The 19,941-nt window shown below is 34.5% G+C and carries 16 protein-coding genes and 1 pseudogene; 11 read left to right on the top strand and 6 right to left on the bottom strand.

Translation table 11 applies throughout. From position 1 onward, the window contains the following. The first annotated feature begins 145 nt into the window (after positions 1–145). The 4 genes from glmS to H6X70_RS08600 all read left to right on the top strand — a co-directional run bounded on the left by glmS (position 146) and on the right by H6X70_RS08600 (position 7,111). Positions 146–1,999: a glutamine--fructose-6-phosphate transaminase (isomerizing) gene (gene glmS / locus H6X70_RS08615; protein WP_194767273.1), complete on the top strand. Its 1,854-nt coding sequence runs from the start codon at positions 146–148 to the stop codon at positions 1,997–1,999. 208 nt (positions 2,000–2,207) lie between these two features. Then, positions 2,208–5,012 carry a TonB-dependent receptor gene (locus tag H6X70_RS08610; protein WP_194767272.1) on the top strand — a complete coding sequence of 935 codons (2,805 nt, stop codon included), beginning with the start codon at positions 2,208–2,210 and terminating at the stop codon, positions 5,010–5,012. Between the two features lie 10 nt (positions 5,013–5,022). Beyond that, positions 5,023–6,510 carry an SGNH/GDSL hydrolase family protein gene (locus tag H6X70_RS08605; RefSeq protein WP_194767271.1) on the top strand — a complete coding sequence of 496 codons (1,488 nt, stop codon included), beginning with the start codon at positions 5,023–5,025 and terminating at the stop codon, positions 6,508–6,510. 190 nt (positions 6,511–6,700) lie between these two features. Beyond that, the gene (locus H6X70_RS08600; protein WP_228530314.1) at positions 6,701–7,111 is read left to right on the top strand and encodes a flavodoxin family protein; all 411 of its coding nucleotides are present in this window, start codon (positions 6,701–6,703) and stop codon (positions 7,109–7,111) included. 58 nt (positions 7,112–7,169) lie between these two features. Here the strand turns inward: H6X70_RS08600 and H6X70_RS08595 are convergent, their stop codons facing one another. Next, the gene (locus H6X70_RS08595; protein ID WP_194767270.1) at positions 7,170–7,487 is read right to left on the bottom strand and encodes a toxin-antitoxin system YwqK family antitoxin; all 318 of its coding nucleotides are present in this window, start codon (positions 7,485–7,487) and stop codon (positions 7,170–7,172) included. Between the two features lie 387 nt (positions 7,488–7,874). Between H6X70_RS08595 and H6X70_RS08590 the strand changes: the two genes are divergently transcribed. The 4 genes from H6X70_RS08590 to H6X70_RS08575 all read left to right on the top strand — a co-directional run bounded on the left by H6X70_RS08590 (position 7,875) and on the right by H6X70_RS08575 (position 12,887). Continuing rightward, a complete protein-coding gene (locus H6X70_RS08590; protein ID WP_194767269.1) occupies positions 7,875–9,065 on the top strand; it encodes a porin in 1,191 nt (396 codons plus the stop codon). A gap of 71 nt (positions 9,066–9,136) precedes the next feature. Then, a complete protein-coding gene (locus H6X70_RS08585) occupies positions 9,137–11,473 on the top strand; it encodes an inorganic phosphate transporter (RefSeq protein ID WP_194767268.1) in 2,337 nt (778 codons plus the stop codon). A 189-nt stretch (positions 11,474–11,662) separates the two neighbouring features. After that, entirely contained in the window at positions 11,663–11,944 is a 282-nt protein-coding gene (locus H6X70_RS08580) for a pyrimidine/purine nucleoside phosphorylase (RefSeq protein ID WP_194767267.1), read from the top strand. Positions 11,945–12,026: 82 nt separating this feature from the next. Further along, on the top strand, positions 12,027–12,887 hold the full coding sequence (locus H6X70_RS08575) for a flagellar motor protein MotB (protein WP_194767266.1): 861 nt from the start codon (positions 12,027–12,029) through the stop codon (positions 12,885–12,887). Positions 12,888–12,996: 109 nt separating this feature from the next. Here H6X70_RS08575 and H6X70_RS08570 read toward each other — a convergent pair whose 3' ends face one another. The 3 genes from H6X70_RS08570 to H6X70_RS08560 all read right to left on the bottom strand — a co-directional run bounded on the left by H6X70_RS08570 (position 12,997) and on the right by H6X70_RS08560 (position 17,568). After that, positions 12,997–15,483: a ribonucleoside-diphosphate reductase subunit alpha gene (locus H6X70_RS08570; protein ID WP_194767265.1), complete on the bottom strand. Its 2,487-nt coding sequence runs from the start codon at positions 15,481–15,483 to the stop codon at positions 12,997–12,999. Positions 15,484–15,720: 237 nt separating this feature from the next. Next, positions 15,721–16,701 carry a ribonucleotide-diphosphate reductase subunit beta gene (locus H6X70_RS08565; RefSeq protein ID WP_194767264.1) on the bottom strand — a complete coding sequence of 327 codons (981 nt, stop codon included), beginning with the start codon at positions 16,699–16,701 and terminating at the stop codon, positions 15,721–15,723. Between the two features lie 303 nt (positions 16,702–17,004). After that, positions 17,005–17,568 (bottom strand): DUF3109 family protein, encoded by a 564-nt coding sequence (locus H6X70_RS08560; protein ID WP_194767263.1) that lies wholly within the window; start codon positions 17,566–17,568, stop codon positions 17,005–17,007. Between the two features lie 202 nt (positions 17,569–17,770). On the opposite strand from H6X70_RS08560, the gene H6X70_RS08555 reads away from it, so the two are divergent. From H6X70_RS08555 to H6X70_RS08545, 3 genes are read left to right on the top strand one after another with little or no spacing between them, the layout of a single operon-like run. Continuing rightward, positions 17,771–18,364: a MarC family protein gene (locus H6X70_RS08555; RefSeq protein WP_194767262.1), complete on the top strand. Its 594-nt coding sequence runs from the start codon at positions 17,771–17,773 to the stop codon at positions 18,362–18,364. Positions 18,365–18,380: 16 nt separating this feature from the next. Beyond that, entirely contained in the window at positions 18,381–18,584 is a 204-nt protein-coding gene (locus H6X70_RS08550) for a hypothetical protein (RefSeq protein ID WP_194767261.1), read from the top strand. Then, complete coding sequence (locus tag H6X70_RS08545) at positions 18,584–19,195, top strand: FAD-dependent oxidoreductase (RefSeq protein WP_194767260.1); 612 nt, start codon at positions 18,584–18,586, stop codon at positions 19,193–19,195. The genes H6X70_RS08550 and H6X70_RS08545 overlap by 1 nt, the downstream gene beginning before the upstream one ends. Positions 19,196–19,214: 19 nt before the next feature. Here the strand turns inward: H6X70_RS08545 and H6X70_RS08540 are convergent. Both H6X70_RS08540 and H6X70_RS08535 read right to left on the bottom strand, forming a co-directional pair. Beyond that, a pseudogene (locus H6X70_RS08540) lies at positions 19,215–19,361 on the bottom strand (MarC family protein); the annotation flags it as partial. Between the two features lie 6 nt (positions 19,362–19,367). Then, complete coding sequence (locus H6X70_RS08535; RefSeq protein ID WP_194767259.1) at positions 19,368–19,877, bottom strand: DUF3124 domain-containing protein; 510 nt, start codon at positions 19,875–19,877, stop codon at positions 19,368–19,370. Positions 19,878–19,941 lie beyond the last annotated feature (64 nt).

The raw sequence follows: 19,941 nt of genomic DNA, 5'->3' as shown, positions 1-19,941 counted from the left end.
TTTCGAGCGGATTTATCAAACAATAAAACCGCTCGAAATGAATTTCATCGTGTAAAACGGATGTTTGTATAATAATTGTTACTTCTTAGAAAATATTATACATATTTGTTTTCAATTAATCAAAACAACATCAAATTAAAAAACTATGTGTGGAATTGTTGGATACATTGGACCAAGAGAAGCATACCCCATTATAATAGAAGGCTTAAAACGTCTAGAATACAGAGGATATGACAGTGCTGGAATTGCACTTTTTGACGGTAACGACCTTAAAGTTGCAAAAACCAAAGGAAAAGTAGTCGATTTAGAAGCAATTGTTGAAAAAGAAATTACAACAAACGGAAAAGTTGGTATTGGGCACACGCGTTGGGCAACCCACGGTGTTCCTAACGATGTTAACTCACACCCGCATGTTTCAAACTCAGGCAATTTAGCCATTATTCATAATGGTATTATTGAAAATTATGAATCTTTAAAGCAAGAGTTAATTTCAAGAGGATATACCTTCAAATCTGACACAGACACTGAAGTTTTAGTTAATTTAATTGAAGACGTTCAAAAACAACAAAAATTAAAACTTGGAAAAGCCGTACAAGCCGCCTTAAATCAAGTTGTTGGCGCCTATGCTATTGCAGTATTCGATAAAAACAAACCCGACGAAATTGTAGTTGCGCGTTTAGGTAGTCCGCTAGCAGTAGGAATTGGCCCGAAGGAAGATGAATTTTTTATTGCCAGTGATGCTTCACCCTTCTTAGAATACACTAAAAATGTGGTGTATCTTGAAGATGAAGAAATGGCTGTTATCAGGTTTCATAAACCAATAAAAATTAGAAAAATTGAAGACGATTCTTTAGTTGACACTTATGTTCAAGAACTACAAATTAACTTAGAGCAAATTGAAAAAGGGGGTTACGATCACTTTATGCTTAAAGAAATTCATGAGCAACCAAAAGCTATAACAGATACCTATAGAGGGCGCTTAGTAAGAAACGAAGCCATTATTAAAATGGCAGGTGTAGAAGATAACATGAAACGATTTCTTAATGCCAATCGTATTATTATTGTAGCCTGCGGAACATCATGGCACGCTGGTTTAGTTGCCGAATATATTTTTGAAGATCTTGCAAGAATTCCTGTTGAAGTTGAATACGCTTCAGAATTTAGATACCGTAATCCTGTAATAACAGAAAATGATGTGGTTATCGCCATTTCACAATCTGGAGAAACTGCCGACACTTTAGCGGCAATAAAATTAGCAAAATCTAAAGGCGCCTTTGTTTTTGGTGTTTGTAATGTGGTAGGTTCTTCAATTGCAAGAGAATCTGACGCTGGAGCATATACGCATGCTGGCCCTGAAATTGGAGTAGCATCAACTAAAGCGTTTACTACTCAAATTACAGTTTTAACATTAATTGCTTTAAGATTAGCTCGTGCTAAAGGAACAATAAGCAGTTCAGATTTTAGAACACATCTACTAGAATTAGAAATGATTCCGAAAAAAGTAGAAAAAGCTTTAGAGTCGGACGCCAACATTACAACTATTGCCAATATTTACAAAGATGTTTCTAATTTCTTATACTTAGGTCGCGGATACAACTTCCCAGTTGCTCTTGAAGGCGCACTTAAATTAAAAGAAATATCTTACATTCATGCAGAAGGTTATCCAGCTGCCGAAATGAAACACGGTCCGATTGCTTTAATAGATGAAAATATGCCTATTGTAGTTATTGCAACCAAAAAAGGGCATTATGAAAAAGTGGTAAGTAATATTCAAGAAATTAAATCTAGAAAAGGAAAAATTATAGGTATTGTAACCGAGGGTGACACTCAAGTTAGAGCGCTTGCCGATCATGTTATCGAGGTTCCAGATACTCTAGAATCTTTATCGCCTTTACTAACTACAATTCCGTTACAATTGTTATCATATCATATCGCGGTTATGCTAGGTAAGAATGTCGATCAGCCTAGAAATTTAGCAAAATCGGTTACTGTAGAGTAAAAAAAACATTATAATATATTTTCATTAATTGCCATGGTTTGTCTAATCATGGCAATTTCTTTTTTAGTTAATTCTTGAGCATTCCATAATAAAACCATACTTTTTTTAACAAAATATACTATGCGTGCATAATTTTTTATATTTTTAGCAAAGAACAATATTTTAAATCTTTTATATTATATTGTTTTAACTTAACTAAACTTATAAAATGAAAACAATTCTCCCGTTCTTATTATTGTTGTTTTGTAGTCTAACTTACTCACAAACAACAATCACAGGAAAAGTAGTCGACAACAACGACCAGCCTATTCCTGGAGCAAACATTATCATTCTAAACACAACTTCAGGTACAATTTCAGATTTTGATGGTGCATTCGTGTTAACATCGAGTCAAAACCCACCATTTACACTTCAAGCAAGTAGTGTTGGTTTTGAAACCGTTACTGAAGAAATCACAAGCAATAATCAAAAAGTCACATTCGTTTTAACTGAAGGTACTTCTTTAGATGAAATTGTTATTTCAGCATCACGAACGCCAGAACGTATCTTTGAGTCACCTGTAACTGTAGAACGTTTAGGTCTAAAAGAAATCAAAAACACAGCATCTGCAAATTTCTATGATGGCTTAGAAAACCTAAAAGGTGTCGATGTAAACACAAACTCCTTAACGTTTAAGTCTGTTAACACAAGAGGTTTTGCAACCTTTGCAAATAACCGTTTTATGCAACTTGTTGATGGTATGGACAATTCAACTCCTGCCCTAAATTTTCCGATAGGAAACTTAGTTGGCATGATAGAAACCGATGTTTTAAGTGTAGAGCTTCTACCAGGAGCATCCTCTTCATTATATGGTGCCAATGCCTTTAATGGTATTTTATTTATGCGAAGTAAAAACCCTTTCGATCATGAAGGGATAAGTGCATCAATTAAAAGAGGCGTTACTTCACAAAAAGCTGCAGGAACAAACCCATATACCGATGTAAGCATTAGAGCCGCACATAAGTTTAGTAATAAGTTTGCTGCAAAAGTTAACTTTGGTTACTTAGAAGGTACCGATTGGGCTGCAACTAGTGAAGTTGACAGAAACATGGAGAACGGTACGAGAGCAACCAATTTAAACTACGATGGTATAAATGTCTATGGTGATGAGGTGTCTCAAAACATTAAACAAGTCGCCGTTTTACTAGAGTCGGCAATTAATCCTGCTACAGGACAACCGTATCTACCTTCTGGAGCAAACACGTTGGTGCCTGCTGTTGAAGTAAGTAGAACAGGTTACAATGAACGCGATTTAACCGATTATGAAGCCAGAAGCATAAAAGCCGATTGGGGATTATATTTCCGACCATTAGAAGATGATTTAGAAATCTCTTACGTTGGAAAAGTAGGTACTGGAACTACCATTTATCAAGGTTTAAACCGTTATAACATCGAAAACTTTTTTCAAGAACAACATAAAATAGAAATTCGTGATAAACATTTCTTTTTAAGAAGTTATGTGGTTGCCGATAAAGCTGGTGATTCTTACGATATGGTTTTTACAGGTATTAATATTAACAGAGCATGGAAACCCGATTTAAATTGGTTCGCCGAATACACAGGAACTTATGTACAATCTACCCTAGCTGGAGCCACCGATACTCAAGCCCATGCTGCTGCAAGAAACCAAGCAGAAACAGGGCGTTTTTTACCAGGTACACCCGAATACAATGCTGCTTTTAACAGAAGTATTAACGACCCAAACTTAGCAACAGGTTCTAAATTCCAAGATGCATCTAAATACTACCATACCGATGGAAATTTTAATTTTAGTGATATTATACAGTTTGCTGAAATTCAAGTGGGAGGTTCGTTTAGAAAATATAATCTAAATTCCTTCGGAACCATTTACACCGATTATGATGGTGCAATAAAATATTATGAATATGGGATGTACACCCAAATTCAAAAAGACTTAAAATTAAATGAAAGTCTAGATTTAAAATTAACGGGGTCTGTACGCTACGATAAATCTGAATTTTTTGATGGTTTCTTCTCCCCAAGATTCTCAGCAGGCCTAACTTTAAACCAAAATCATAATTTTAGAGGCTCTGTTCAAACCGGATTTAGAAATCCTACAACTCAAGATTTATTTATTGGTTTAGATGCTGGACGCGCTATATTAGTTGGTGCAGCACCTACAAACTTAGATCGATATTCTGGAGATTACAATGTTAGTGGTAGCGGACAAATTGCAGGACAACCAAGCCAAATTACCCAAACAGGTGCTGCGGCTTACTATAATTCATACTCTGAAAATTCTATACGCAACTATCAAGCTTCAGCAAACCCTGATGACCTTGTTGTTGCTAATCCTGAGTTGGTAAAACCAGAGCAAGTCGTTTCTGTAGAAGTAGGTTATAGAGGAAAAATTAAAAATGTAATAATCGATTTTAGCACCTATTACAACAGTTATAAAGATTTCATATCTCAAGAAAATGTTATAGCTCCTTTATACGGTACTGTTGGCGATAATTCCTTATCTGTAGACGCCATTAATAGAGACGATACCGTTGCTTATAACACTTATACAAATTCTGAAGCCCCAGTAAATTCTTATGGCGCTTCAATTGGAGTTTCAACCAAAATATTTGGAAATTTTGATTTAGGAGGAAATTACACTTTTGCGAAATTAGATTTCGACCAAGCAAAATATCCTGATTTTACGACCAACTTTAATACTCCTGAACACAAATTCAAAGCCTCTTTTGGAAACACCGAATTATTTAAAAATTTCGGTTTCAATATTTCATACCGTTTTAGCGATGATTACTATTGGGAATCTACTTTTGGCAATGGACTTGTTCCAGAATACAATGTTGTTGATGCCCAAATTAACTACAGAATTCCAAGCTTTAAATCGACATTTAAATTAGGCGCAACCAATCTTTTAGGAAAAGAGTACTTTACAGCCTATGGCACAGGCTTTATTGGCTCTATGTACTTCATTACTTGGACCATTAACAACTTATAAAAAAACAATCATGATTAGAACTAAATATATAGGCCTTTTTATAGCACTAATAGGATTTACAGCGTGTAATAATCCAGATGATATTGTAACTCCTGATGATCCAACTCCACTGCCGGAATTAACCGCTGGTAGTTTAGATTTCACAAATTATGTTGCCGTTGGAGCATCGCTTACAGCAGGATACTCCGATAATGGGTTATTCATTGCGGGACAAGAAAATTCATTTCCAAATATGCTAGCATCTCAATTCCAGAAAATTGGAGGCGGCGATTTTTTACAACCACTAGTTAAAGACAATACAGGAGGTATTTTGGTTGGCGGAACACCCGTAAGTGGTTACCGTTTAACCTTTAATAGTAATATTCCTGGACCCCAACCTCTAAATGAATTTTTAGAAGGAATAGGCAAACCTGTACCACCAATTACTACAGAAGCTGGCGTTAATATTGGTAGTGACTTTAATAATTTTGGTATTCCTGGTTCTAAAAGTTTTCATCTTATTGCACCTGGCTATGCTGGAGCAAACCCATACTATGCTAGGATAGCCTCAGCGCCTACAGCTACAGTAATTGATGATGCCGTAGCTCAAAAACCTACATTTTTCACTTTATCTGAAATTGGGGCGAATGATGTTCTAGGTTATGCGCTATCTGGAGGCGACGGGTCAAACCCGATTACTGATGTTGGCACCTTCAATACCGCTTTAAGTGTCTTAGTTGATAAACTAACAGCCAATGAAGCAAAAGGCGCCATATCAAATGTACCAAACGTAACTAGCATTTCACATTTCACTACAGTAGCACACAACCCTGTTCCTCTAGACGCTGCAACTGCCGCGTATTTAAATAGCATGAATGCTTATGGCGCTTACAATGCAGGAATTGTTCAAGCATATGCTTACTTAGTAGCAAACACACCACTAACTCAAGAAATGGCAGATGCTGAAATTGCTCAACGTACCATAACATTTACTGCTGCTCCAAATAATTCACTAGTTATTTTAGATGAAGATTTACGCGATTTAACCATGCTAAATCCTGCATTAGTAAACTTAAGACAAACCACAAGTGATGATTTAATTCTTTTAACGGCGTCTTCTGAAATTCCAAAAGGTGTTGGTGTTTCAACGCCTATGGGTGATAAGTTTGTTTTAACTCCTGAAGAACAAAATGAAATAAGTGACGCCACGATGGCCTATAATACAACTATTGAAACCATAGCAAAATCAAAAGGTTTGGCTTTAGTCGATTTAAATGGTGTTTTAGAGCAAGCTTCAACCCAAGGTATTAAATTTGATGATTTCTATTTAAATACAGATTTAGTTTTTGGTGGTTTAGTAAGTTTAGACGGCGTACATCTAACAGCCCGCGGTTATGCGCTTATGGCTAATACATTTTTAACAGCATTAGATGCCACCTACGGCTCTAACTTTGAAGCTTCTGGGAATTTAATGAAAGCAGCAGATTACCCAATAGCATATTCACCTGAATTAGAGTAAAATATTTAACCATATTAATAAGCGCTTCATTTGAAATAACAAATCTTCTGAAGCGCTTATTAATTTATACTCTTAACAAAAACACTAAAAATTGAGAAAGGTTATCATTTTAGGTTCTTCAAGAAAAGATGGAGAAACAAAAAAAGTTGTTTCAGAATTGATAAAAATTTCTAATTAGGATTTAGTCGATTTGAATGATTACAATATTTCATATTATGATTATAAGCATTTAAATAGACATGACGATTTTATCCCATTAATGAAAAGAATAACCAATAATTATGATGTTTTCATTTTTGCTACTCCCGTGTATTGGTACGCCATGAGTGGGATAATGAAAGTGTTTTTCGATAGATTAACAGATTTATTAACCATAGAAAAAGACATGGGGCGTGAATTAAGAAATAAATATATGGCAGTAATTAGTTCTTCAAACGGCGACCACTTAAATGATAATTTCTGGCTTCCTTTTAAAAAATCGGCTCAGTATCTAGGCATGCACTACCTAACGAATTTTCACAGTATTCAAGGCGAAAACGAAACGGCCAAAATTGCAATGTTTAAAAACAAAATCGAAACTCTAAATTCCACCAAAATATAAATCAAAAAAAGCACCCTATTTCTAGAGTGCTTTTTAATTTTTAATACGAGCTTACTATTTAAAGTGATGCTACATTTTTAGTATAATCTACTTCTTTTGGAACACCATCAATCCAGTGTATCCATTTGCCGACTTTCTTTCCATTATCATAATTTGCAGAAACGATCTTTTTGCCTTCTGTATCAAAACTTAACCAAACGCCTTGCAATTTACCATCTACTGTGTAAGACCCTGTTTGGCTTACAACACCATTGTCATGATAATAAACAACATCTATTAAATTAGTGTCCTTATTAAGTTTTAAATCTCTCTTTTGTTGTGCAAAAGAAACCACAGAAATTAATAAAGCAAAAAGGAATAAAACTGATTTCTTCATAATTATGGGGGTTTTAACATTATAACTCAAAGATACGAATTTGTTAACCTTTAAACAATATTCAGGTAACATTAAATTAACATTAAACTGTTATTTACTTGATTTACAGCGCTTTAAAAACAAAGATTTAACATTGGATTCTTAATAATTAGTTAATATTTAGGTTACATTACGCTAAATTAAAACCTAGATATTTGTATGGTCTTAAGACGACATTAGTAATTCATATAATTTATTAGTTTTTGTCGACTACATTATCATGATTTCTAGAATAAGACTGTCTTGGCCAAGGCAGTCTTTTATTATCTTAAAATTTTAACAATTAGGAAACGTTAAGTTAACATTAGAGTTAGTTATTTGCAGCGACAAAAACTAATTAACATGAATATGAAACTTACCCTACTTGGGGTAATGATGCTTCTTTTCACTTCTTTAAGTGCTCAAGAAATTAAGACAGATACCTTTGGAAAAGGCATTTTTAACGTTGTTGGCAAGGACAGTACCTTTTCAATGAATTTCGCCATTAGATTTCAACTTCTTGGATTTTCAAGCTGGACAGAACACCAACCTAACGAATTAAGTTTTTTAGTGAGACGCTCTAGGCTGAAACTAAAAGGTTTTGTGTACTCACCAAAATTAAAATACAAATTTGAGGCTGGTTTCTCCAATCGCGATATGTCTGGAGGATCGGAAGATTTTACACATGGCTCACCACGCTTCATTATGGACGCTTTCTTAGAGTGGGGTTACTACAAAAATCTTTCTTTATGGGTTGGGCAAGGTAAACTTCCTGGCAACAGAGAACGTGTTATGTCTTCGGCAGATCTTCAACTTGTCGATCGCTCGTTATTAAACGGAAAATTTAATATTGATAGAGATATTGGTGTACAACTTAAACACTATTTTCATCTTTCAGAAAAATTCATCGTCAAAGAAATTTTATCCATTTCACAAGGTGAAGGGCGAAATATTACAACTGGAAACTTAGGTGGTCTTCAATACGTAGGCCGGATTGAATTGTTACCTTTTGGAAAATTTAAAAACAAGGGGGATTATACTGGCGCCGATCTTGTAAGAGAAAAAACTCCTAAATTAGCAATAGGAACAAGTTATGAATTTAACAATGATGCCGTTAGAGAACGTAGTAACCAAGGTCGATATATGCTAATTGATGACGACAGCGCACTATTTAAGTCGAATATAAACACTGTTTTTATAGACGGTATCTTTAAATACAAAGGCTATTCTTTTATGTTTGAATACGCCAACAGAAATGCAGACGACCCAATTGCGAAAAATTCTGACGGATCGGCTACTGGAGATATTATACAAGTTGGTAATGCTTTAAATCTACAATCTGGTTATGTATTTCCTTCTAATTGGGAAATTGCAGGCAGGTTTACCAACCTAAATATGGATGAAATTACCATGGAAAATTCTAGAGATATGTATACCTTAGGACTTTCGAAATATATTGTTGGTCAAAAACTAAAAGTTCAAAGCGATTGTAGCTATATAAGCAACAATGGTAGACCAAATGAAATATTAGCTAGATTACAAATAGATGTTCACTTTTAAAACATAACAATTACGTAACACAACACACATTTATACACATGATATTTGCAAACTTATTTCTAATAAACACTATGGATAGTATCTACTTATACATGATTATCGCGTTAGCCATCTTAGCAGTTGCCGATTTGGTTGTTGGGGTTAGTAATGATGCCGTAAACTTTTTAAATTCTGCAATAGGATCTAAAGCGATTTCCTTTAAAACAATTATGATTGTTGCTAGTTTAGGTGTTGCGGTCGGCGCTGTTTTTTCAAGCGGAATGATGGAGGTTGCCAGAAAAGGTATTTTTAATCCAGGCGAATTTATGTTCGATGAAATCATGATTATTTTCATGGCGGTAATGATAACCGACATCCTCCTACTCGATTTCTTTAATTCTGTGGGGATGCCTACCTCGACTACCGTTTCTATTGTATTCGAATTATTAGGTGCTGCTGTAGCCATCGCCTTAATTAAAATAGGACATGATAACGGTAATTTTAGCGATGTAATTAGCTATATCAACACCTCGAAAGCCACACAGATTATATTTGGTATTCTGCTCTCGGTGGTCGTCGCATTTACCATAGGCGCCCTTGTTCAATGGTTTTCAAGACTACTTTTATCATACAATTTTGAAAAGAAAGCGCATTGGGTAGGTGCTTTATTTGGTGGTTTTGCATTAACTGCTATCACTTACTTTATTTTTATGAAAGGCTTAAAAGGCACCTCATACGCAAACCAATCTTTTGAAATTTTAGGTGGTGGCACAATGAGTAATTTCCTAGAAAAACAAGTTATGATTATCCTTTTAGTTAATGCCATAATTTGGTCTTTACTATCCTATATACTCATTGCGTTCTTTAAGACAAATATTTATAAACTCATCATTATTGTAGGAACCTTTGCTTTGGCTTTAGCTTTTGCAGGAAATGACTTGGTAAACTTTATTGGAGTTCCTGTTGCTGCCTACAACGCATTTACCGAGTGGTCTGCATCTGGAGTAGCAGCTAGTGAGTTTTCAATGGAAGTGTTGGCTCAAAAAGTACCAACCAATAACTGGTTATTATTTTTAGCCGGTATGGTTATGGTTTTAACACTTTGGTTTTCTACAAAAGCGAAAAACGTAGTAAAAACTTCTTTAGATCTTTCTAGTCAAACGGAAACTAAAGAACGTTTTCAACCTAACTTCTTATCTCGAGGATTTGTTAGAACAGCAGTGTTAATGTCGCAAGTTACTTCATACATGCTTCCTGAATCGTGGCAAGAGAAAATAGACAAACAATTTGAAGCTCCAGTAATTACGGTTTCTAAAAACAAAAAAATAGAATTACCAGCTTTCGATTTAGTTCGTGCTGCAGTAAATTTAATGGTTGCAGCGGTTTTAATTTCTATTGCAACTTCTTATAAGTTACCCCTTTCTACAACCTACGTGACTTTTATGGTAGCCATGGGTAGTTCACTTGCCGATAGAGCTTGGGGTGCAGAAAGTGCTGTATATCGTGTAGCCGGTGTAATTAACGTCATTGGAGGTTGGTTCTTTACCGCTTTTAGCGCCTTTACTGCAGCAGCTTTAGTGGCTTACTTATTAAACTTGAATGTTAAAGTAATGTTCCCTATTTTATTGGTATTGGCCTTTGCTTTATTGATAAGAAGCTCTATGGTTCATAACAAAAAATCTAAAGAAGTTAGAGCTGAAGACAGCTTAATAAAAGCAGAAAGCAGTTCGGTACAAGGTGTTATTCACGAAAGTGCTAATAACATTGCTAGCGTGGTTAAACGTGGAAATAAAATTTACACCAATTCCATTAATGGTCTAGCAAAACAGGATTTAGTGATGTTGAAAAAGAACAACAAACAAATTCTTAAATTATCTCAAGAAGTAGAAGGCTTACGTGATAACATTTTTTATTTCATTAGAAATTTAGACGATTCCAGTCTTGGAGCTAGTAATTTTTACATAAATATCTTAGGGTATTTACAAGACATGACACAATCTTTAGAATACATTTCTAAGGTGAGCCATAAACACGTAAATAACAATCATAAAAAATTAAAGTTCAATCAAATTAAGGAGCTTAAAGAAGTTGATCTTGCGCTAGATAAATTATTAGCGGAAACCAAAGACGCTTTTGAATCGCGTTCATTTGATAAGATTGGAGATATTATAAAGCACAAAGATGTGATTTTCAAAATGCTTTCTGAAAAAATTCAGAAACAAGTGGAACGCACACGTACCGAAGAATCGAGTCCGAAAAACACGACGCTTTATTTTGGATTATTATTAGAGACTAAAGATTTATTTGTAGCGACCATGAATCTTTTAGAAGAATATTACGAAGCTCATGACAGCTCTGTAAAACCAGCTAAAATCGTTCCGCAAGACCCTTCTACGCCTTTAAAATTAGACGAAGAAGAGGAAGAGTAGAATTGATCCTTCAAAGTAAAACAAAACACTTATTGATGTAAAATCGGTAAGTGTTTTTTTTATGTCTAAAATGAAGAAATCAACACTTCAAAAGGGATTGAAATTCTGAAAAGTTGGTAATTCCGTTCGCTTAGCACTTTAAAAAACTTACATTTGCACTCGTTTAAAACTAATAAAATTTAATAATTTATGATTTCAAGTAACGAGTATTTTGATAGCAATGTAAAATCTTTAGGCTATACAACAGCAGAAGGAAGTTCAACTTTAGGTGTTATGAATCCTGGAGAATATGAATTTGCAACGTCTAAACATGAAACAATGCGAGTGATTGAAGGCCAAATGGTTGTAAAATTACCTGAAGCTTCAGATTGGGCAACTTTTAATGCTGGAGAAGCTTATGAAATTGATGCTAACAAAAAGTTTCAAGTTAAAGTTTCTTCGCAAACTTCATATTTATGTACTTACAAATAATACATTTCGGCAGATAAATTTAGCACTTCGTAATCTATACACGGGTTTAATTACGTAAATCAATTAAACTTAAAAATTAATTATGAAGAAAATTTCAGTTGTATTACTAGTAGCCCTTACATTTTCATGTGTTTCAAAGAAAAAATATATCGCTTTAGAGCACGAAAATGGCGAGATTAAAAGTGAATTGCAAAAAACACGTGTTGAAAAAGAAGATTTAGAAGCAAAATTTGCTAGAATCGAAGAGCGTGTAGAGACTTACAATTCTAAAATCATGTCTTTAAAAGCTGAAAATGATACAAAACTTGACGTTGTTGAAAACGGCACAGTAGTATCTAATGATGCTAAAGTAAAGATGCGTGAAACCTTAACGCATGTTGATTCTGAAAAATTAAGTCAAGCTAAAACGCTTAAAGATTCTATGAATTTGGCTGTAGCTTATAATCTTGAAAAAGTTATAAGCCATTCAGATTTAGATACAGATGACGATTTTGCTGTTAATATTGATGGCACTGTTGTTATGATTTCTATTGCAGACGATATGCTTTTTAATACGGCAAGCTATAAATTAAGTTCGAAGGCAGATCCTTTGTTACAAAAATTAGCTGACGTTATTAATTCTGAGCCTAGTTTAGATGTTATGGTTGAAGGGCACACAGATTCTAGAACCATAAACACAGTAAACATTGCTGACAACTGGGATTTAAGTGTTTTAAGAGCCACATCGGTTGTTAGAAAATTACAAGACCGTTATAATGTAGCTCCAGAAAAATTGATTGCTGCGGGTAGAAGTAGCTACCAACCGCTTGCAGACAATGACACTTCTGAAAATAGAGCAAAAAACAGAAGAACACGCATCATTATTCTTCCAAATATTGATAAATTTTTCGCTTTAATGGCTGATAATGATACAGCAGTTGCTGAAAACAATGATTTAGATTAAGTTCTAAAAAATCTATTGTAACAAAATAAAAAAGGGTCGTTTAAAATCTATTTAAACGACCCTTTTAATTGGTCTCACACAAACGGTGAGCCCAGCGCTATTAATATAATTACGATCCGCACATTAAACAATCGTCACCTTCAGCTTCTTTGGCCTGCGCTATAAGTGCTTTCATTTCTTCAGCAGTCATAGGTTCTATTTCAGGTTCGTTTTGTTTTGCAAATTTAGCCGCATTTTGCGCTGCTAATTTCATTTTCTTAGCATCATCTTGTTCAGAAGACACTTCATTATTTACCTCAACAACTTCAGCAATTGGTTCTTCTTTTTTAGTGGTTTGAAGCGTAAATTTAATCGCATCAACAGCACTTTTCGTTCTTAAATAATACATCCCTGTCTTTAAGCCGCTTTTCCAAGCATAAAAGTGCATTGAAGTTAATTTAGCCATAGTGGCGCCTTCCATAAATAAATTAAGCGATTGTGATTGATCTATAAAATAACCACGTTGACGAGACATATCGATAATGTCTTTCATACTTAATTCCCATACCGTTTTGTAAAGATCTTTTATATCTTGAGGAATAACATCAATATGTTGTACAGAACCATTGGCTCTCATGATATCTTGTTTTAAAGACTCATTCCAAAGGCCTAGTTCAACTAAATCTTCTAATAAATGCTTGTTTACCACAATAAATTCACCAGATAACACGCGACGCGTATAAATGTTTGATGTATAAGGCTCGAAACATTCGTTGTTTCCAAGAATTTGTGAAGTTGAAGCTGTTGGCATTGGCGCTACTAATAACGAGTTACGCACACCGTGTTTTAGGACTTGTTTACGCAGTTTTTCCCAATCCCAGTTTCCGCTTAATTCATCTTCATTAATATTCCATAGGTTGTGTTGGAACTCCCCTTTGCTTATTGGCGAACCTTCATAAGTTTGGTAAGGGCCATCAACTTTTGCTTCTTCCATACTGGCTGTAACTGCAGCATAGTAAAGGGTTTCAAAAATATCTTTATTTAATTTTTTAGCTTCATCACTTGTAAACGGCATACGCAATTGAATGAAGGTATCTGCCAATCCTTGAACCCCTAAACCAATTGGTCTGTGACGCAGGTTTGAATTTTCAGCTTCAATAACAGGATAGTAGTTTCTATCAATTACGCGGTTTAAGTTTTTAGTAACGCGTTTTGTAATGCGGTATAATTCTTTATGATCGAATTCGCCGTTTTTAATAAACATTGGCAAAGCAATAGATGCTAAATTACATACAGCAACCTCGTCTGGCGAAGTATACTCCATAATTTCTGTACACAAGTTTGAAGAACGAATAGTTCCTAAATTCTTCTGATTAGATTTACGGTTAGCCGCATCTTTATATAGCATGTATGGCGTACCAGTTTCAATTTGAGATTCTAAAATTTTCTCCCAAAGCTCACGCGCTTTTATCGTTTTTCTTCCTTTTCCTTCAGCTTCATATTTTAAATAAAGCGCTTCAAATTCTTCACTATGAGTTTCTGGTAATCCAGGACATTCGTTAGGACACATTAAAGTCCAATCGCCATCTTCCTGAACACGTTTCATAAATAAATCTGAAATCCACATCGCATAAAATAAATCACGCGCACGCATTTCTTCTTTACCATGATTTTTCTTTAAGTCTAAGAAATCGAAAATATCGGCATGCCAAGTTTCTAAATAAATCGCAAAACTCCCTTTACGTTTTCCACCACCTTGATCTACGTAACGTGCTGTATCATTAAAAACACGTAACATCGGCACAATACCATTACTTGTTCCGTTTGTACCAGAAATATAACTTCCGGTAGCACGCACATTATGCATTGCTAAGCCAATACCGCCAGCAGATTGCGAGATTTTTGCCGTTTGTTTTAACGTGTCGTAAATCCCATCAATACTATCTTCCTTCATGGTTAAAAGGAAGCAAGAAGACATTTGTGGTTTTGGTGTACCAGCGTTAAATAATGTTGGTGTAGCGTGTGTAAAATATTTTTTCGACATCAACTCGTAAGTTTCAATCGCAGCATCTAAATCGTTTAAATGGATTCCGATAGAAACACGCATCAACATATGTTGTGGACGTTCGGCTATTTTTCCATTTAACTTTAGAAGGTAAGAACGTTCTAGTGTTTTAAACCCGAAGTAATCATAACCAAAATCGCGGTTATAAATAATGGTCGAATCCAAACGATCTTTATTTTCCATGATGACGTTATACACTTCATCAGAAAGTAAAGGCGCATCTTTTCCTGTTCTTGGATTTACATATTTATGTAAATCTTCCATCACCTCGCTAAAGGTTTTTTTGGTATTTTTATGTAAGTTAGAAACCGAAATACGAGCCGCCAAACGCGCGTAATCTGGGTGTGCTGTTGTCATGGTCGCTGCAACTTCTGCTGCAAGATTATCAAGTTCGCTTGTGGTTACACCATCGTAAAGACCTTCTATAACACGCATTGCGACTTTTAACGGATCAACTAGTTCGTTTAATCCGTAACATAATTTTCTTACTCTAGCAGTAATTTTATCGAACATTACTTGTTCCTTTCTGCCATTTCTTTTTACTACATACATATTTTTACACTTTTTAATACCTCCCGATACACCGTCGGGAAATAGGTTGATTGGTTAGTTTTCTAAAACTGAGCTTATAAAGTTCAGTTTAGTTGGTTTAATTAATGATATTACCTTTTCCTTTTACAGAAATTCACTTCAGTAGAAACATTTTGAGTCCTTTGTTAATCACGCTTTCGCGGAAAAACAAAACTTTAGGGAGAGCACGCTACTTTGTTTCTTAAAATTTTAATTTTATTAAAAATCGGCGTCGAAATTAAATTTATCTTTTTCCTCTTCTTTATTAAGTACGCCTGCTTTTTGGTATTCTGAAACACGCTTTTCAAAGAAATTGGTTTTCCCTTGTAATGAAATCATGTCCATAAAATCGAATGGATTTGCTGTGTTATATTCTTTCTCACAATCTAACTCGCTTAACAATCTGTCGGTAACAAATTCTAAGTATTGCGACATTAAAACCGCGTTCATTCCAATTAAACTTGCAGGCAACGATTCTGTGATAAATTCACGCTCTATATCCAAAGCATCGATTAAAATTTCTCTTATACGCGCTTTTGGTACTTTATTTACTAAATGTTTATTGTGTAAGTGCACGGCGAAGTCTGCATGCACACCTTCATCTCTAGAGATTAACTCGTTAGAGAATGTTAATCCTGGCATTAAGCCACGTTTCTTTAACCAGAAAATTGAACAAAATGCTCCTGAAAAGAAAATCCCTTCAACCGCCGCGAAAGCAATTAAACGCTCTGCAAAACTTGGCGATTCAATCCATTTTAATGCCCAATCTGCCTTTTTCTTAATGGCTGGAAAGTTTTCAATAGCATTAAATAATAAATCTTTTTCCTTTTCATCTTTCACATAAGTATCAATTAAAAGCGAATAGGTTTCACTATGAATGTTTTCCATCATAATTTGAAATCCGTAAAAGAATTTCGCCTCACTATATTGTACTTCGTTTACAAAATTTTCGGCTAAATTTTCATTTACAATACCATCACTGGCAGCGAAAAAAGCTAAAATATGTTTAATAAAATAACGCTCGTCGTCATTTAATTTAGTCGACCAATCGGTAAGATCTTGATGTAAATCAATTTCTTCAGCCGTCCAAAAACTGGCTTCTGATTTTTTATACCACTCCCAAATATCATGATGTTGGATTGGAAAAATTACAAATCGATCTTTATTTTCTTGAAGAATAGGTTCTACGGCTTGAGACATTGTGTGTTGGTTATTTTTTTTTTAGATTAAACGAAATTAGCTTCGATTTGGGAATAACAAAGATTGCAAAATGATTGGTAACTTTGGCAAAAAAGAATGAAAGCTTTTCAACAAGTTTTTAACAAAGAAAAAAACGAGCGCCATTTAAGAAGTTTACACAAAAAAACAGTTAAAATATTGACAATTAATATTTTAACGTTTTTTGAAATTCAAAAAGTTTACAAAAAAAAATTAAGTTTTTAAATTCTAAAACCCTTATTTTAAAGGGTTTTTATAGGTTTTTTTACAGTAATTTTAAGGTTGTTAAAAAGTATCTGCAACCTTTTCCAATTCCATATACCAATCCTCGCCAAATTTTCTTATTAGGGCTTCTTTTACAAATTTATAGATTGGCACCTGTAATTCTTTCCCAAGTTGGCAAGCATCATCGCAAATTTGCCATTTGTGATAATTTACTGCTGAAAATTCACTGTAATCTTGTACTCTTACAGGATATAAATGACAAGAAACAGGTTTTTTCCAAGTCACTTCACCTTGATTATAAGCTTCTTCAATCGCACAAAGGGCTACCTTTTTTTCATCGAAAATAACATAAGCACAGTCTGCACCATTTATAAGTGGTGTTTCTAGCTCACCTTCTTCAGTAGTTGTATAGGTACCTTGTGATTCGATTGCATCAATACCTTCTTGACGCAAAAACGGTTTAACTTTAGGATAGATATCTTTTAATATTTCAGCTTCTTCAGCATCAAGTGGTGCCCCTGCATCGCCATCAATACAACACGCACCTTTACATGCCGACAAATTGCACAAAAAGTCCTTTTTAATAATATCTTCTGAAACAATGGTTTTTCCTAACTGAAACATAAAATGCGCTTAAAAATAGTTTACAAAAATAGACAAACTTTGCCGTAAAATTTTAAGATTATTCGGCAATAATGGCATATTTTTGCCGAAAATTCAAAATTGCTAAAAAAACCAATTTCATATTTTGGATTTTCATAAAAACCAAAGCGATAACTTACAGTACATTAAGAAGTCTTATCGTTTCTTTTAAAAATTAAAACTTATGAACTTACAATTCAATTTTAAAGAAATTTTTACAGCATTTATGATTTTATTTGCGGTAATTGACATTGTCGGGAATATTCCAATTGTTATAGATTTAAGAAAAAAAGCAGGACATATACAAAGTGAAAAAGCATCGATAATAGCTGGCGTTATTTTAATCGTGTTTTTATTTTTAGGAAAAAGTATTTTAAACCTTATTGGCATCGATGTAAATTCGTTTGCAGTTGCTGGCGCATTTATTTTATTTTTTATTGCTTTAGAAATGATTTTAGGCATCACACTATACAAGCAAGAAGAGCACGACTCTATGACTACGGCGGTTTTTCCTTTGGCGTTTCCGTTAATTGCAGGCCCTGGTAGTTTAACCACTTTACTTTCTTTACGAGCTGAATTTAATACCGAAAACATTATTGTTGCGGTATTATTGAATGTTATCATTATCTTTATCGTCCTAAAAACATCGGCTAAAATCGAACGTTTAATTGGGCAAAATGGCATCAATATCATCAGAAAAGTATTTGGTGTGGTATTATTAGCCATTGCTGTAAAATTATTTGCACACAATATTAAAGCCTTGTTCGACCTCGTTTAGAATTAAAACATAACAGATGAAAGTTTTCACCATTATACTTAGCGTTATTGCTTTAGCATTAATCATTTTTAACTGTACTCAAATAAATTTTAATGCGCCGTTTGAAGGCCAAAGTATGATTGCTTTAATTACCATTATTGCATCGCTTTGCGTTATCGTGATGATGGCCATATTACGAACATCAAAACGTATTGAAGACCAAGTAAAAGGTAGAAAATAATGTTTGATACTTTAATTATTGGCGGTGGCGCTGCAGGCATGTCTTGCGCATTAGTTTTAGGTTCGGCAAAAGATAAAGCCTGTGCACAAAACAAAAGCATTGGTATTGTTCTGCACCAAAAAACCTCACATTTACAAACAGCATTGTTCAATAATGTTCTTGGCCTTACCCCTGGCACTACTGGCGCTTCAATTTTAGAAAGCGGCCAAGCTCAACTTTCATCACTTTATCCTCATGTTCAACAAATAGAACACGAAAAAGTTTTAGAACTATCAAAATCTAATGGTGTTTTTACCATAACAACCAACAAAAACGAATACCAATCTAAATTAGTGGTTATTGCCGTTGGCTACACCAATTTAATGACTATTAAAGGTTTAGAATCTTACATTGAACCACACCCAAGGGCTGCAATTGAAAAAGACCGTATTTGGTTAAAAAACACCGACCACCTAATTGAAGACAACCTATATGTTGCAGGTTCGCTTGCCGGATGGCGTAGCCAATTTGCTATTGCTTCAGGAAGTGGTGCGCATGTGGCTACCGACATTTTAACTCTTTGGAATGACGGTAAACACATGAAGGTGCATGATAAAATAGAAGGTATTTAATTTAGGCTTTAGCTGAAAATCACATATTTCCAAAGTAACTGCTTATACCACTTAAAATACTTTGAACGGCATAAGAAGCCAAAATTAACCCCATCACTTTACTAATTACTGTAATACCATAATCTCCTATCTTTTTCTGAAGAAGATTATCGGTCATTAAAACCACCGCCAACTATTTTATACGTAGTGCTTGAGTTGTAAATGAAAGTCCTTGCTGCCCCATTGTCGAGCTCATAACAGCTTCAAATAAAGGTTCTGGACAATTTTCAGGAATTTTCCAATCGAAAACAAAATTAGACCCTGTTCCTCCAGAGACATCAATCTCATCGATAATAATTTCCGTAGTTTCCATGGGCGCTAAATAAATAGGCACACCAAAATAGTCTCTTACAGGTTTACCGTGTGTGTCGTAATATTTAGCTTTTAAGAGGTAAATTGTATCCGATTCGCTCGTGTTTCTTAAACTTACCATTACCGTTAAATTGTGTGTTTTATGCTCGGAAAGACTATAAATTTGTGAGTACACCGACAGATAGGATTTACCAAACTCTAAGGAGTCCATAGAAGTTAAGTTCGCACGTCGTGCCGACCAGTTTTCAGGGTGTAAAGAACTCACTTCTTTTTCGTCATGACAACTGAAAATTATAAGTAAAAAAAGTAAGGTAAAGTATTTTATTTTCATGCTGACATATCGTTTTAACGTGATGCATTATTACTCCTAAAGATTGTTTTCAGCCATTAAATGA

The sequence above is a fragment of the Tamlana sp. I1 genome (genome assembly GCF_015355625.1).
Classification (GTDB): domain Bacteria; phylum Bacteroidota; class Bacteroidia; order Flavobacteriales; family Flavobacteriaceae; genus Pseudotamlana.
Note: the sequence above shows the minus strand (reverse complement) of the source record. Positions and strands in the feature narration are given on the sequence as shown.